Origin of the sequence: Chitinophaga rhizophila (genome assembly GCF_019492185.1) — a bacterium.
Lineage (GTDB): Bacteria > Bacteroidota > Bacteroidia > Chitinophagales > Chitinophagaceae > Chitinophaga > Chitinophaga rhizophila.
Genome location: NZ_JAICCF010000004.1, coordinates 101,247 through 115,998 on the forward strand (window position 1 = coordinate 101,247; position 14,752 = coordinate 115,998).

14 protein-coding genes are annotated in these 14,752 nt (G+C 46.3%); 6 read left to right on the plus strand and 8 right to left on the minus strand.

Annotated elements, in window-relative coordinates:
* Positions 1 to 29 precede the first annotated feature (29 nt).
* The gene (locus K1Y79_RS20570) at positions 30 to 419 is read right to left on the minus strand and encodes a hypothetical protein (RefSeq protein WP_220252078.1); all 390 of its coding nucleotides are present in this window, start codon (positions 417 to 419) and stop codon (positions 30 to 32) included.
* A gap of 336 nt (positions 420 to 755) precedes the next feature.
* Entirely contained in the window at positions 756 to 1,778 is a 1,023-nt protein-coding gene (metX, locus tag K1Y79_RS20575; protein ID WP_220252079.1) for a homoserine O-acetyltransferase MetX, read from the minus strand.
* A 123-nt stretch (positions 1,779 to 1,901) separates the two neighbouring features.
* On the opposite strand from metX, the gene K1Y79_RS20580 reads away from it, so the two are divergent.
* The 4 genes from K1Y79_RS20580 (at position 1,902) to K1Y79_RS20595 (ending at position 6,668) form a co-directional block, all read left to right on the plus strand.
* Positions 1,902 to 2,321 (plus strand): OsmC family protein, encoded by a 420-nt coding sequence (locus K1Y79_RS20580; protein WP_220252080.1) that lies wholly within the window; start codon positions 1,902 to 1,904, stop codon positions 2,319 to 2,321.
* Positions 2,322 to 2,357: 36 nt separating this feature from the next.
* Positions 2,358 to 3,539: a trans-sulfuration enzyme family protein gene (locus K1Y79_RS20585; protein WP_220252081.1), complete on the plus strand. Its 1,182-nt coding sequence runs from the start codon at positions 2,358 to 2,360 to the stop codon at positions 3,537 to 3,539.
* Between the two features lie 131 nt (positions 3,540 to 3,670).
* Complete coding sequence (locus tag K1Y79_RS20590; RefSeq protein ID WP_220252082.1) at positions 3,671 to 4,054, plus strand: hypothetical protein; 384 nt, start codon at positions 3,671 to 3,673, stop codon at positions 4,052 to 4,054.
* 64 nt (positions 4,055 to 4,118) lie between these two features.
* On the plus strand, positions 4,119 to 6,668 hold the full coding sequence (locus K1Y79_RS20595) for a DUF5686 family protein (RefSeq protein WP_220252083.1): 2,550 nt from the start codon (positions 4,119 to 4,121) through the stop codon (positions 6,666 to 6,668).
* Between the two features lie 37 nt (positions 6,669 to 6,705).
* Here the strand turns inward: K1Y79_RS20595 and K1Y79_RS29305 are convergent, their stop codons facing one another.
* Complete coding sequence (locus tag K1Y79_RS29305; protein ID WP_262903183.1) at positions 6,706 to 6,828, minus strand: hypothetical protein; 123 nt, start codon at positions 6,826 to 6,828, stop codon at positions 6,706 to 6,708.
* A 243-nt stretch (positions 6,829 to 7,071) separates the two neighbouring features.
* Here K1Y79_RS29305 and K1Y79_RS20600 point away from each other — a divergent pair, with 243 nt between their 5' ends.
* Together K1Y79_RS20600 and trhO are read left to right on the plus strand one after the other, a co-directional pair.
* Complete coding sequence (locus K1Y79_RS20600) at positions 7,072 to 7,284, plus strand: hypothetical protein (protein ID WP_220252084.1); 213 nt, start codon at positions 7,072 to 7,074, stop codon at positions 7,282 to 7,284.
* 250 nt (positions 7,285 to 7,534) lie between these two features.
* On the plus strand, positions 7,535 to 8,578 hold the full coding sequence (gene trhO, locus K1Y79_RS20605) for an oxygen-dependent tRNA uridine(34) hydroxylase TrhO (protein ID WP_220252085.1): 1,044 nt from the start codon (positions 7,535 to 7,537) through the stop codon (positions 8,576 to 8,578).
* A gap of 173 nt (positions 8,579 to 8,751) precedes the next feature.
* Here the strand turns inward: trhO and K1Y79_RS20610 are convergent, their stop codons facing one another.
* The 5 genes from K1Y79_RS20610 to K1Y79_RS20630 all read right to left on the minus strand — a co-directional run bounded on the left by K1Y79_RS20610 (position 8,752) and on the right by K1Y79_RS20630 (position 14,751).
* Entirely contained in the window at positions 8,752 to 9,291 is a 540-nt protein-coding gene (locus K1Y79_RS20610; protein WP_220252086.1) for a hypothetical protein, read from the minus strand.
* Positions 9,292 to 9,689: 398 nt separating this feature from the next.
* Positions 9,690 to 10,355 (minus strand): efflux RND transporter periplasmic adaptor subunit, encoded by a 666-nt coding sequence (locus K1Y79_RS20615; RefSeq protein ID WP_220252087.1) that lies wholly within the window; start codon positions 10,353 to 10,355, stop codon positions 9,690 to 9,692.
* A 98-nt stretch (positions 10,356 to 10,453) separates the two neighbouring features.
* A complete protein-coding gene (locus tag K1Y79_RS29435; protein ID WP_220252088.1) occupies positions 10,454 to 11,854 on the minus strand; it encodes a HAMP domain-containing sensor histidine kinase in 1,401 nt (466 codons plus the stop codon).
* Positions 11,851 to 12,537: a response regulator transcription factor gene (locus tag K1Y79_RS20625; protein WP_220252089.1), complete on the minus strand. Its 687-nt coding sequence runs from the start codon at positions 12,535 to 12,537 to the stop codon at positions 11,851 to 11,853. The genes K1Y79_RS29435 and K1Y79_RS20625 overlap by 4 nt, the downstream gene beginning before the upstream one ends.
* A gap of 216 nt (positions 12,538 to 12,753) precedes the next feature.
* Positions 12,754 to 14,751 carry an ABC-F family ATP-binding cassette domain-containing protein gene (locus K1Y79_RS20630; protein WP_220252090.1) on the minus strand — a complete coding sequence of 666 codons (1,998 nt, stop codon included), beginning with the start codon at positions 14,749 to 14,751 and terminating at the stop codon, positions 12,754 to 12,756.
* Position 14,752 lies beyond the last annotated feature (1 nt).

The following is a 14,752-nucleotide window of genomic DNA, read 5'->3' on the forward strand; positions in this document are numbered from 1 at the left end:
TGTCTAACAGGCTCGCATATTAGCAGATCTTAAGAAGGTATATTTATTCTGGCTTCCGGAGGGGGCGTCAGAATATCGTAGGCAATGGAACTTACTTTCTGCACCTGCAACCTGGGGAAGGCTACTGCAAGGTCTACGGTTGATGGCTCTTCTCTTGTTAATACGATTTCCTGCATGTTCGACACAAAACAGGTTACTCCTGTGCTGCCGGTAAAATAATGCGCAAGATCATCGTCTTCATCCTGTGTCGTAATTGCTGTATTGCCAAGGATTACCTGATCGATCAATCCGAGAAAGGTATTAATATCATTGATCTGACGGCCGCACGCATCATATACGTCTCTCTCATCCGCCACCGGAACGAACATAGTCGTGTTGACGTGTACAAAGAGTAATATGTATGCAAATAACCTGGCCATGATAATAACAATACAAATATAGATGCGGGTTATTACAATATGTCTGCGCTTAACGAACTTTAAGCCCTTTTTAATGGGATTTTAACCCGCCATACAGCGGGCATAAATTACAGCTTGTCAGTGCATGAAATATGCACGCCTTGGGGTAACCAGCCGGTAACCGATCTTACGTAAATGTGCATGCGCTGAGGATGGGAAGTCATAGTGTCTGCTCATGCTGGTAGCAGCAATACTATAGACATTAGGTATTCGCATAGAAAATTATCCTGCGCTTATCAAGCAGGCAGGTATTCATTACACGCAATCATAGTAAAGCGGCCATTTGTGTGCAACCTGTTACCTTTCTTCCAGCCAGGATAGTAACAGCTTATTGATCTTTTCATGTTCAATCAAAAAGCCATCATGCCCGTAGGTGGAGTCTATTTCGTGGTAAGTAGCCTGTGGGATGTGTTGGGAGAGGAAGAGCTGTTCTTCCGGCGGACAAAGAATATCACTGGTAATACCAATGATCAGTGCTGGCTGGGACACGCTGGATAACGCGCCGGCAAGATCTGTATGGCGGCCACGGGATATATTATGGCTATCCATTGCTTTGCTCAACACCCAGTAAGATTGAGCATTGAAGCGCTTTACCAGTTTGTCGCCCTGGTACTCAATATAGGAAGATGCACGGAAGTGATCTGTCTTTTCATTGTCCGGGTCAGCCTGGGTACGTACGAAGGTTTGGTAGTTCCTGTAGGTAAGCATGCCAATGGCACGTGCTGCTTTCAGTCCCTGCGCCCCGGCGGCGAAGGAGTTGTCGTTCCACGTCTGATCGGCCTGTATTGCTAACCGCTGGGCGGTATGTATGGCTATACTCCAGGGACTTTCGGATGCACCGGTGCAAAGCAGGCAGAGGCGCTGTATCACAGCGGGCTCCAGCAATGCCCATTCCAATGCCTGGTAACCGCCCATTGAGCCTCCCATCAGCAACTTAATCTGGCTGATGCCCAGGTGTTTGCGCAGCAGTACGTGCGCGCTAACCATATCCCGCACGGTAATCAGCGGGAAGGTATGGAAATAAGGTTCGCCGGTTTGGGGATTCACAGATAAGGGACCAGAGGTACCATAACAAGACCCCAGTATATTGGCGCAAACAATAAAATCGTGCTCCGGGTCAATGGCATGACCATTGTCTATCAACCCCTTCCACCAGTCTTTTACATCAGAATTGGCCGTCAGGGCATGGCATACCCATACCACATTATCAGCTGTACTATTGAGCGTACCATACGTATGATAAGCAATGTTCAGTTCCGGCAGCACTGCACCGGATTCTAGGATAAAAGGCTGTTTGCTATGGAAGTTATGTACTGTCAATGCCCCGGAAAAATTTGCGCAAAGCTAAGTTAAAATATGCTTAATGCATAATGACTTTGCTATAAAGGGGCATTTGGGATTTGGCTGCGTACTAAGTATCTTTGGAATATAATTTAGCAGCAAATGAAGATATCACTCAAGAGACTAGATGATGCGTTCAATATGGAAGCAGTTGATGAAGGCGGACATACAGTGCAGATGGATTCTTCCGTTGAAAATGGTGGTAAAAACAATGGCGTCAGACCGATGCAGATGCTCCTCATGGGCCTCGGCGGTTGCTCTGCTATTGACGTAGCCATGATCCTGAAAAAACAACGTCAGGAAGTTACAGATTTCCGTATCGAAATCGACGGAGAGAGAGAAAAGGGCAAAGAACCTTCTATATGGGAAAAAGTCCATGTGATTTTTCATATCAGCGGAGACGTAGATCCTGATAAAGCAGCCCGCGCAGTGGAACTTTCCATGACCAAATATTGCTCCGTAGCAGAAACCCTGCGCAGAGCCGGAGGAGACCTCACCTGGGAAACAAAGGTGAACGGGTAATATCATTTTTATATACCATTATATCAGTTAATACCGATGGAGAAAAACCAATACCGGCCAGAGACCAACGCAGTAAGGATCCAGACAGAAAAGACATGGCAGATGGAACACTCCACGCCATTATTCCTCACGTCCAGCTTCACCTACGACAACGCCGAAGAAATGCGCGCCACCTTTGCTGACGAAACAGATAATAATATCTATACCCGTTTCAGCAATCCCAACGTAGATGAATTTGTACAGAAAGTGTGTGCGCTCGAAGGTGCTGAAGCCGGTTTTGCTACCGCCTCTGGTATGAGCGCTGTATTTGCCAGCTTTATGGCCCTGATGGGTGCCGGCGATCACCTCATATCCGCCAGCTCCATCTTTGGTTCTACGCACACTATAATCACGAAGTTTCTGCCTAAGTGGGGCATAGAATATAGTTATTTCGATATCAACAAGCCCGAAACTGTTGAAGCGCTGATCAAGCCAAATACAAAAATGATCTTCGTAGAGACGCCATCCAATCCAGGGCTGGAGATAGTAGACATGCAACTGCTGGCAGATATTGCCAATAAGCACAACGTGATCCTCAACGTAGATAACTGCTTTGCTACGCCGGTATTGCAACGCCCTATCGAACAAGGTGCTCATATCGTTACTCACTCCGCCACCAAATGGATGGACGGGCAGGGACGTGTACTGGGTGGTGTCGTAGTAGGCCGCAAAGACCTGATCAAAGAAGTACATACCTTCTGCCGCAGCACCGGCCCGGCTATGTCTCCGTTTAATGCCTGGGTGCTCAGCAAAAGCCTCGAAACCCTGCATATCCGTATGGCGCGCCATTCAGAAAGTGCACTGGCCATCGCAAAAGCACTGGAAGGCAACCCGCATATCACCTGGGTGAAATACCCTATGCTGGAAAGCCACCCGCAGCATGCCATCGCCAAAAAGCAAATGACCGGCGGCGGAGGTATCGTATGCTTTGAACTGAAAGGTGGCCTGCAAAGCGGTACCCGTTTCCTCGATGCACTGAAGATGCTGACGCTCACCGCTAATCTCGGCGATAGCAGAAGTATCGCTTCTCATCCCTCTAGCACCACCCATGCTAAACTGACCGATGAAGAACGTGCCAAAGTAGGTATCACACCAGGACTGATCCGAATTTCTGTAGGTCTGGAAAATGCACAGGATATCCTGGAAGACATCCTTCAGGCACTGGAAAACAGTAAATAATATTATTACACCGGGAGGAATAAACACCTCCCGGTATCTTCATACCCCGCTTCCTGATTGTAAGAAAGAACAGTTATCCCATTCCCGCTTTATCCTGATCATTTCATCATACATTTTCTTATCTTTCATATATGAAATCTGTTCCTCGCTTTATACTCATCATTGTGCTCAGTTACCTGGGCGGTTACCTCTTTCCCTGGTGGACAGTAGCTGTCGCTGCATTCCTTGTAGCTGTACTCATCCCATTACCTCCACTACGGTCATTCCTCAACGGCTTTATCGCTGTATTCCTGTTATGGCTGGCGCTCGCATTCTTTAAAGACATTCAGAATGATCATATCCTGGCAAACAGAATGAGTGAACTGATCATAAAAGTGAAAAATCCTATTCTTATAGGTGTAATCAGTGCCTTTATTGGCGGACTGGTAGCCGGCTTCGGCGGACTGACAGGTAGTTATCTAAGATATAAGAAAAAGCCTGTTGCTGTGGCAAAGCCCGTAGCAACTCACGCATAAACAACCTATTTTTATTTGGTCAGTTCTGCTGTTGATGCAGCAGAGCGGATCGTAATTCTCCAATATGCCCAGACTTTTACTGACACTTGTGCTGCTCACGATCTTCCATTACTCTCAGGCGGGCATCATACGTGGTAAGGTAACCAATGATAAAAATGATGCGTTACCATTTGCCTCCGTGTTTATTAAAGGAACAACCAACGGTACCACTACCAACGCTGCCGGACAGTTCCACCTGGACGTACCGGCTGGCAACTATACGCTTGTCTGCCAGTATATGGGCTATAAAAAATCAGAACAGCAGGTGACGATGACCGCCGAAGATCAGGTGATCAACTTCACCCTGTCGCCGCTTAGTCTGCAGATAAAGGAAGTCATTGTGAAATCTGGTGGAGAAGATCCTGCCTACGCCATTATCCGCCAGGCTATCAGGAAACGTAGCTTCTACCTGGACCAGGTAAAAGAATATACCTGTAACGACTATATCAAAGGTGTCTTCAAAATGAGAGATATGCCCGGTAGTTTTCTGGGTAAGAAGATAGGAGCGCAGGATGTTGAAGAAATGGGCCTCGACTCCTCGCGCACAGGCGTATTGTTCCTGTCTGAATCTATGACCAAGGTTGCAGTTAGAAGACCCGATGATGTGAAAGTAGAGGTATTGTCTGCCCGCCAGAGTGGGGGAGGCTTTGGTTTCAGCTTCCCGGCATTTATCGATTTCTACGAGAACAATGTGACGGCAATGGTCTCACAATTCAGTAAACGGGGGTATATCTCGCCGATCTCTGAGAATGCCTTGTTCTATTATAAATACAGACTGGAAGGCGTATTCCAGGATGACGGTAAGACTGTCAATAAGATCAAAGTAATACCCCGTCGTAAATACGAACCACTCTTTTCAGGCTATATATTTATTACTGATAATGACTGGCGCATTCATAGCGTAGATCTCATGGTTACGCAGGAATATCAGCTGGAGATAATGGATACGCTCCACATCACCCAGATACATGTACCTGTAAATGCAGACGTGTGGCGTACTAAAGATCAGGTCATCAACGTCACTATCAAACAGTTCGGATTTAATGTGGCAGGTAGCTTTGTGAATGTGTACTCCAATTATAACCTGAACCCCGGATTCTCCAAAAAATACTTCGACCGTACGATTATGCGGTACGATACTGCCTTCGATAGTAAGGAGCTGGCCTACTGGGACAGCATTCGTCCGGTACCTCTGGAGCCGGAAGAACTAACAGATTTCAGAAAGAAAGATAGTATTGCCATCGCCAGAAAGGACAGCGCCCGTTCACAATGGCGGCTGGATACCCTGAAAGCCCGGCAGTCACCTGTCAAACCCGGACAGATATTATATAGCCTGGGGGGCGCGGAGCATAATTTTTACTTCAGAAGAGATACCGGTATATACGCACACGTGCTCAGTATGAAGTCTTTATTAAGCCAGATGGAATACAATACTGTGGAAGGAGTGGTACTGAGTGTGGAACCGGAAGTGAACTTCAGCCTTCCCGGCAACCAACAATTACGCGTAATTCCCCGTTTTCGGTATGGATTCAGCAATGGCCATCTTAATGCTTACACGTTCGTGTCATGGGGTAAGGAAGCAAGACTGGCTGGCCGCCATGGATATAACACCTGGACAGCAGGAGGCGGCAAGCGCGTGTCCCAGTTTAACCGGGATAATCCGGTGTCGCCCATCGCCAATATCTTCTACACCTTATTATTTAAGGATAACTATATGAAGTTGTATGAGAATTGGTTTGGCGAATTACGCTTCCGCAGGAGGTTCCAAAGTAGCGCTGTTATCTCGGCAGGACTATCGTACGAAGACAGGATACCTCTACAGAATACCACAGACTTCAGTTTCCGCAAGGATAGCAGCAAGCAACTGCTTCCCAATCATCCCTACGAACTGGCCGGAGTTCCTTTTGAAAGGAACCAGGCGCTGGTACTGAACCTGGCTTTCTCTTTCCAACCGGGACAAAGGTTTATTGAGTTGCCTGACAGAAAAGTAGCCATTGGTTCAAAATATCCGGTGTTCAGAATAGCATATAGTAAGGGCATTCCTAAAATTGCCGGTAGCGACGCAGACTTTGATAAGTGGAATGTAGAGGTGAAAGATAATATCAATCTCCGGTTACTCGGGGAATTTAAGTATCGTTTTGGGGCAGGCGGATTCCTCAATAGTAAGCAGGTTGACATCCCTGATTACCAGCATTTCAATGGAAATCAGATGTTTTATAATATCAAATACCTGAACAGCTTCCAGCTGGCTCCCTATTACCGGTACAGTAACACGGCAGCCGTGTTTGGTGCCGCAAATGTTGAACATCACTTTAATGGATTGTTAACCAATAAGATACCTTTGTTCAACCGGTTAAAGTGGAACCTGGTGGCTGGTTCAAATGCGTTTTACGTGAACCGGGACAATAACTATGTAGAAGTTTTTGCCGGACTGGAAAATATTCTGAAGGTAATACGCGTTGATGTAATTGCCGGCTATCAAAGTAAAGAAGATACCCGCATAGGGGTGAGGGTTGGATTTGGCGGCCTGTTTGGTGGATTTATCAGACCACAACAGGACGACATCGCGCAGTAAAAAGGGAAAGCCCCGAAAATCGACTTTCCCTACATACTTAAAATCTTTCTTTTCTTGCCTTATAGCTCTCCTTCGGATCGCGATCGTAGAAGTAAGCCAGAAGACGGTATATCCATAAACCGACTATAAAGTAAAAGATGTAGAGAAAAACTGTACTCATAAATTAACATTTTTGGGTTAAACTCTATTTGCTTGTCCAACTCCTTAATTTCAAAAAGAGTGCCAAGTCTTAGAATTTATTTATATAAGATTATAATCAAATAGTTACAAAGGTTAGGATATGTCATCACCTACCTGAACAATTTTATTATTTCACCTGTTATAGGTTATGTAAACACATTTTGAGCCAGTTTACGTGTGTATCGTCTAACACTTTCATGTGAATTTCACTAAAGTATCCCTTATGAAAAGAATTGCATTCATCGCATTCATTCTCGGTATCCTCATGGCGACCGTTGCCTATGTAGCAGAAGTAAACGAATGGACTGCCTCTCCTGAGTTTATGACCATCGGGTTTGCTGGTTATGTGCTGGTAATCAGCGCTGCGGCCTATTATATGACTGCCATCCTGTATGACTGGTCCCGCGAGATGGAAGTATGGCAAAGTGAATATTAATTACCTACTATATATAGGCTGACCAATATCAGCAGAAATAGCATCGTAAACTGCTGTTCTGCCGGCTATGCCTGACCACAGTCAGTTATCAGTTACTCAAGTTTTGCTATCTTTGCAAAGCCAAACCGGAAAAGCGTTCCAGGAAGTCCTCACAGTAAATCGAAGACATCCCGGCGACAGAGACCGGAGAGGTAAGACAATGAAATTTTGCTCACCAGGCATGTGTTCTTAAAATTTCTCAACAAAGAAAATGGCATTACATAACAGAGTATCTGCTGCCGAACTAAGGGTTCGGCTGGCGGCTGAGACGTTTCACCGCACCACTATCTCCTTTTATCAGTACGCAAAAATCCAGGATCCTACTGCTTTCCGCAACGAATTATACGAGCGCCTGTATCAATTAGGTGTGTTCGGACGAATTTACGTTGCACATGAGGGGATCAACGCACAGATCAGTGTACCTGAGCACAATGTTGACGCTTTCCGCGACGTGCTTTATTCGTATGACTTCCTGAATGGCATCCGCCTTAACGTCGCAGTAGATGACGACGGCAAGTCCTTCTGGGTACTGAAGATCAAGGTACGCGACAAGATTGTGGCAGATGGTATTGAAGATCCGACATTTGATATCTCTAACAGAGGTAAGTACCTGGATGCCAAAAGCTTCAACACACTTACCGACGATCCTGATACCATCATCGTAGACATGCGTAACCACTACGAATATGAAGTAGGGCATTTCCAGAATGCAATAGAAGTACCTTCCGATACTTTCCGTGAGCAGCTGCCTATGGCGGTGGATATGTTGAAAGATCAGAAGGAAAAGAACATCGTCATGTACTGTACCGGCGGTATCAGGTGCGAAAAGGCTTCTGCCTACATGTTACACAAGGGGTTTAAGAATGTGTTCCACCTGGAAGGCGGTATCATAGAATACACCAACAAAGCGAAACAGCAGGGATTGCCTATCAAATTCAAAGGTAAAAACTTCGTATTTGACGATCGTCTGGGAGAACGTATAACCGATGAAGTGATCAGTAAGTGTCACCAGTGTGGTAAACCCTGTGACGCACATACGAATTGTAGCAATGATGCCTGTCACCTGTTGTTTATCCAGTGTGAGGAATGTGCAGCTAAGTATGAAGGCACCTGTAGCAGTCAATGCCAGTCAGTGTTGCATCTGCCTGAAGAAGAAAGAGAGCAGATCAGGAAAGGCGTGGACAAAGGCCAGATGATCTTCAATAAAAGCAAGCAGCGGTTACGTCCGCGGCTGGAACGCGAAAAAAAATCATAGTCATCAGAATATAGGATTGTTTACGAGCGCTTTCACGATAGTGAAGGCGCTTTTTTGTTAGCCTATGCGGGGAAATTATAAGAATAGCATGCGGGATCAGTCTGCGTAACTGAACAATATATTTGCTGCGGCATGCTCATACCTGCTGTTATATTCGACGCCTATATGCTTATTTAAGTAATAAGTAGTTCCCTGACAGTATTCATTCCAGGCAAATTCACTGCTACCACGCGCACTGTACCTCCAGGGGGCAGTGCGGCCGTTTTATAGTACCAGTCTACGCCGTTGCGGCCTACAACAGCAGTGCCGTTTTCAGTAACAACGCCTTCATTGTCAATTATCTGCACTTTTACCTCCGCTACGCGAAATTCATCTTTTGCTGTTACCACTACTTCCTGATCCTGTATCCTTATCTGTTGAATCTCAGGAGAGCGGTAGGCGTCCTTCACCGCCATATTATAAGCATTTTGTCCGGGTCCTGCCAGAGAGGCATAATAGGCTTTGATCTCCGGATCACTGAGCAGTTGAGATGCATATGCAGCGGCCAGCGTCATCCTGTGCCTGGCCTCTAACTGCCTGGCAGTGGGCTTCCTGTTGGATGGACCGCGTTTTTTCGCCATAATAATCTGTCCGTTCCGTTCATAGATCGTGACCAGTTTACCGATGGAGCCGCGCACAAGTTGCAGCAGTATATTGTCTTTTACAATAGCCATAATGATCAATTTTGAGGTGTACGAATGTAAAGTTAGGGTTTAGTACTGCTATAGTTTTTACAGCGATCCGGTATCAATAGTACATGTCAAGTTCACTTGTATATCCCAGGGATATTGAGGTAACCTTTACATGTACTTATGAAGAGGGGAGGATGTGAAAGCTTAGCCGAAAACCAGCCTTGTTATTTACCGGCGCTGTGCCAATTCATCTGATTGTTGATTTCGGGGAGCGTGGGCAGTGGTACAAACAAAAAACCGCCCCGCGTTGTATCTTGTGCGGCGGGGCGGAGTAATTGAGCATGTAGAACAGTTTCAAACAAATGAAGACACCTGTAAGATTTCTGTTTGCATGTCCATTCTATCAACCTATATGCGAACTAAAACCTTGATGATCAACTTTAATTATCACTTAATGCGTCGTATATCTGCCGTTGATGAGCAGAAATGACATTCTCGCCTGCATCCAGTCCACTCAGGATATAAGTGATAGCTCCTGCCGTGGTGTACGTCACAATTTCTCTTACCTGGATGTTGTACTTATCTTTGAATACCAGCACGAAGTTCTTACTATGGTCAGCAATAACGGCCGTCTCCGGAATGGCAATCATATCATCGCCTTCGTCACAATGCACAGTTACAGCTGCTTTCATATCCGGCTTCAGCAATTCTTCCGGATCATTCAGTACGATACTAAGCCGGCCGGTACTAGCTTCATTCGGCGGGTATACATATTCTACTTTTCCATAGAACACTTTTTCCGGCAGACTTTCGGTCACAATCTGTGCTTCATATCCCTCTTTCACACTTTCCAGGTCAGCCTCCGCAACATCAATCAGTACATCCGTTTTCTGCTTATACCTGCTATTCACAATCACTTTTCCCGGTAGCTGTAGTTCTTTTTCAACTGGCTTCAGGCTGGCGGTGTCAATCCTGATTGTTTCAAGCATGGTATCGCTGAGTACAAACGTCTTGTCAGTAGCGCCTTCCTCGATCTCAGAATGTCTGCAGGCAGACAGGGTAAGACCTGCTGCGAGAAAGACGATAAGAGGAAGATTGCATTTCATGACGTTATTCAGAATTGAAGCAAAGCTCTGCAATCTCACTTAAAGGAGCCTTTAAAGGCAATTAAAATAACCTTAAAATGTCGGGGTGGGCGTGTGGTTTATTGTCGGTGTGGCAACTCGACCGTAAAGGTTGTTCCCTTGCCAGGAGCGGAGATAGCGGATATTTCTCCATGGTGCAGTTGGGCAATCTTTTTACAGATGGATAGTCCGAGACCATGACCACGTACCTGGTGAGAGTTAGTAGCGCGGTAAAAAGGTTCAAATATTTTACTTAGTTCGTCAGCAGGAATGCCGATACCATTATCTTTTACCTGCACCAGCACATGATCGGCAGTAAAATTAATGGTTACGTAGGCAGTATTATCGGCGGAGTATTTCAGGGCATTATCTAATAGATTGAGAAACAATACTTTCAATAGGCTTTCATTGCCTTCGCAGATCAGGTCTGTGTCCTGCTCTGGCAGGCGGAGAAAGTCGATATCTATTCTGGATGACTTTTGCAGTTCGCTACCCGGAGCGGCAGGGCCATGTTTGAGTTTGATCAGATTACTCATATCCAGCAGCAGTTCGTCAATCCTGATTTCGGTGGAAATGAACTGTCTTTCATCCATTCCTGACTGCGCCAGCTGCAGCAGGCCATTGCTAAGGTCGGAGAGATGCCGGGCGTCTTCCAGTACGGAATTGAGCACATCAATATATACTTCTTTACTTCTGTCTTTAGACAAGGCTACCTGTAACTGGCTGATAATAGCAGCCAGCGGCGTTCTTAATTCATGTGAAGCATTACTGACAAAGCTCTTCTGGAGGTCAAAGGCGTCGCTGAGCCTGACGAGCATCGTATTAAAGTTTGCGCCCAGTTGTGCAATTTCGTCTTTCCCTTTGGCATCGACGGTCATGCCTTGCAGGTTACTGGCATTGATAGTTTGTACCTGTTGTACCAGTTTGTCGATAGGCTGGACCATCCTTTTAGCAAAGAAATAGCCTACTATGACCAGCAGGATGATGGCCACGACAATCTCTATGATCAGTATCTGGCGAAGATTCTGCAGGTTCTGGAAACCGTATTTATCGAAGGAGGTGACGAGTACGATGACCGAAACGGAGCCTTCCGTGTAGTATACGCCGACCAGCTCACCATTATCACGCTCATGGCTGTATTCACCGTTTTTTTTGATGTAATCCAGCAGGCGGCGCGGGGTACGGATAGCCGTGTCTTTTACATTGGAATATAGCAGGTCGTAGGAGGGATTGTATACCAGGATGGTTTCCTTATACAGATCCTGGAAGGTAGTTTTATCCAGTTTACGTAGCAGGTCTACCCTTACATAATCATCTTCAATAATGACATTTGCGATGGAACGGGCGCGGTATTCCAGGCGTTCCAGGTATTCAGCTTTGCGGGACTGAGAAGAGAAGTAATAGGCCAGGAACGCAAAAGTATTCAGCAGTACGAATGCTGAAATAGAGTAGGAGAGCGCTATTTTATATTTGATCTTCACTCTTCGGCGAGGTAATATCCCATTCCGGTTTTGGTATGGAGCAGTTTGTTTTCAAAATCTTTGTCGATCTTTTTACGGAGGAAGTTCATATAGACTTCTATGACGTTGGTACCTGTATCAAAATCGATGTCCCATACTTTCTCGGCGATCACGAGTTTGGAGATGACCTTTCCTTTATGGAGGGCGAGAAATTCCAGCAGCTGGTATTCTTTAGCTGTAAGAGCGATCTTTTTACCACCGCGTGTTACTTCTTTCTTTTCGCGGTCTATTTCGAGGTCACCGATGATGATTTTGTACTGGTTATTTTCCTGTATTTCGGAGCCGGCACGTTTCAGGAATACGCGGATGCGGGCCATGAGCTCGCGGAAGTCGAAGGGTTTTACGAGGTAGTCGTCAGCACCGAGTTCAAAGGCTTGCATCTTATCGTCCATGCCGCCGAGGGCGGTGAGCATAATGATAGGGACCGCATTGTTTTTTCGGCGGATGACTTCACATACCTCGTAGCCATTGGCATGGGGAAGGTTCAGGTCGAGGATCACCAGGTCGTAGTTATTGCTGGCGGCAAGACTTTTTCCCATACGGCCATCATAGGCGACGTCTACTTCAAAGCCATTCTCTTCCAGTCCTTTCTTTACAGTATTAGCTACTTTGACTTCGTCTTCTACTACGAGTATGCGCTGCATAATAATATATATATGTTTCTCCGGGCTGAAGTTACGAGTTTGCCGGCAGTATTGGTTGTTCCTGTCAGGCTTAATACTGTTTCTTTTACGGGAAGCTGTTGAAAAACAGGACGGGAAGTGAATATCCGGGGTTCATCTGTAAGAGATAACCGTTGATATTTACTTCCCGTCGGGGCTGAAAGCGGCAGGCGCGTTCAGTAGTATTATGATAAAGGACTATTCCAGTTCCATGAGCTTTTCAAAGACTTTCTCATATTCTTCCGTCACCTGTTTCAGTTCTTTGCTGAGCTGATTATATTCGGATTCGAGCTGTTGGAATTTCTTCCTGTCGGCGTATACGTCCGGGTTGTTCATGGAAGTTTCGATACCTGCTTTCTTCTCGTTCATTTTAGCCAGTTGTTCTTCCAGTTGCTGGAACTGACGTTTATATTTCTGTAGTTCCTTTTGTTTTTCTTTGTCAAAAGGTACATTTTTCTGTTGAGGAGCGGCGGTGGTACTGTCTTTTTTAGCGGAATTGCCGTTGTTATTGTTGTTATTAGCTGGTCGCTCTGTCTTTACTTCTTTTTTTTTTGACTCGTTACCGCCTTTGTCACCCGCAGCCAGTTTAGCAGCTTCGGCCTGACGTTTCTTAAAGTCTTCCCATTCAGCATAGGTACCTTTAAATTCTTTGATTTCACCGTCTACGATCTCCCAGATTTTGTTGGCCGTCTGGCTTACGAAGTACCTGTCATGTGATACGAGTACGTAGGTACCATCGTATTGAGCAAGCGCGTCAATCAGCATTTGTACGGAGTTCATATCCAGGTGGTTCGTCGGCTCATCGAGCAGCAGGAAGTTAGCCTGGCTGATGATAGTTTTGGCCAGTGCCACACGTGCTTTCTCACCTCCGGAGAGGATTTTGATCTTTTTATATACGTCGTCGCCAGTGAAGAGGAAGCAACCCAGCAGGGCGCGGAGTTCTACTTCAGTACGGCCGCTGCCGAAGTTTTTGAGTTCATCGAGGATTTCGCTGCCCAGGTCGAGGCTTTCCAGCTGGTGCTGTGCGTAGAAGCTGGGCACTACGTTGTGACCGCCGATACGCTCGCCTTCCATAGGTTCTACACCTGCGATGACGCGGAGGAGGGTGGATTTACCTTTACCGTTTGCGCCGATGAGGGCTATTTTATCACCACGGTTAATCTCTGCGCTGGCATTTTCGAGGATGGTGAGCTTACCAAACTTCTTGGTCACGTTATTCAGCGTGGTAATGATCTTACCAGGCATTCTGTCTGGTGTGAAGTTGATACGGATTTTGGAAGGGCCGTTATCAACCTGTTCAACTCTTTCGAGTCTGTCCAGGCGTTTGGCAATACTCTGTGCCTGAGCAGCTTTGGATGCTTTTGCTTTGAATCGCTCAATGAAACGTTCCTGCTGACGGATGTAATCCTGCTGGTTTTCATAGGCGCGTTGCTGCATTTCGCGGCGCAGGTCTTTTTCCTGTTCGTAGTCTTCGTAGTTACCGGCATAGTGGTGTAACTGCTGCTGGTAGAGTTCTACGATTTTGTTGACCATTCGGTCCAGGAAGAAGCGGTCATGCGATACGATGATGACAGCGCCGTTATAGCTCAGGAGGTACTTTTCCAGCCATTCGATGGAAGGGAGGTCAAGGTGGTTGGTCGGCTCATCGAGCATGAGTACATCCGGCTGCTGAAGGATCAGTTTTGCCAGGAGAACACGCATACGCCAGCCTCCGGAGAACTGGCTGTAGGGGCGTTCCAGGTCGGCAGTGGAGAAGCCGAGGCCTTCTAGTACCTGGGCCGTCTTATGCCGGATATTGTAGCCATCGAGGGCTTCAAACTCGTGCAGTTTGTCGGCATATTCCATGAGCAGGGCTTCTGCTTCATTGGTTTCCAGTTCTTTGGTAATACGTTCAATATCTTTCTCCAGTTTGAGGGCTGCCTCAAAAGCAGTCATGCCTACATTGAGGATAGACTCGTCGGATTCAAAACTGAGCAGGTCCTGGTTGAAGAAGCCGAGGGAAAGGTTTTTGATCTTATTGACACTTCCTTTTGAAACGGTATATTCACCGTTGATGACACGTAAGATGGTGGATTTACCAGTTCCATTCAGGCCGATCAGACCTACGCGGTCGCCGGGTACGATATGCCATGAAGAATCTTCAACGATGACCCTTGCGCCAAACTCAAAAGTGATATCCTGTAGTGCTATCAGCATG

Excerpts from the sequence above, each read along its gene's own strand:
- K1Y79_RS20570 (WP_220252078.1), bottom strand. The coding sequence starts at position 419 with ATGGCCAGGTTATTTGCATACATATTACTCTTTGTACACGTCAACACG.
- K1Y79_RS20580 (WP_220252080.1), top strand. The coding sequence starts at position 1,902 with ATGAAGATATCACTCAAGAGACTAGATGATGCGTTCAATATGGAAGCA.
- K1Y79_RS20585 (WP_220252081.1), top strand. The coding sequence starts at position 2,358 with ATGGAGAAAAACCAATACCGGCCAGAGACCAACGCAGTAAGGATCCAG.
- K1Y79_RS20590 (WP_220252082.1), top strand. The coding sequence starts at position 3,671 with ATGAAATCTGTTCCTCGCTTTATACTCATCATTGTGCTCAGTTACCTG.
- K1Y79_RS20595 (WP_220252083.1), top strand. The coding sequence starts at position 4,119 with ATGCCCAGACTTTTACTGACACTTGTGCTGCTCACGATCTTCCATTAC.
- K1Y79_RS29305 (WP_262903183.1), bottom strand. The coding sequence starts at position 6,828 with ATGAGTACAGTTTTTCTCTACATCTTTTACTTTATAGTCGGTTTATGG.
- K1Y79_RS20600 (WP_220252084.1), top strand. The coding sequence starts at position 7,072 with ATGAAAAGAATTGCATTCATCGCATTCATTCTCGGTATCCTCATGGCG.
- trhO (WP_220252085.1), top strand. The coding sequence starts at position 7,535 with ATGGCATTACATAACAGAGTATCTGCTGCCGAACTAAGGGTTCGGCTG.
- K1Y79_RS20610 (WP_220252086.1), bottom strand. The coding sequence starts at position 9,291 with ATGGCTATTGTAAAAGACAATATACTGCTGCAACTTGTGCGCGGCTCC.
- K1Y79_RS20615 (WP_220252087.1), bottom strand. The coding sequence starts at position 10,355 with ATGAAATGCAATCTTCCTCTTATCGTCTTTCTCGCAGCAGGTCTTACC.
- K1Y79_RS20625 (WP_220252089.1), bottom strand. The coding sequence starts at position 12,537 with ATGCAGCGCATACTCGTAGTAGAAGACGAAGTCAAAGTAGCTAATACT.
- K1Y79_RS20630 (WP_220252090.1), bottom strand. The coding sequence starts at position 14,751 with ATGCTGATAGCACTACAGGATATCACTTTTGAGTTTGGCGCAAGGGTC.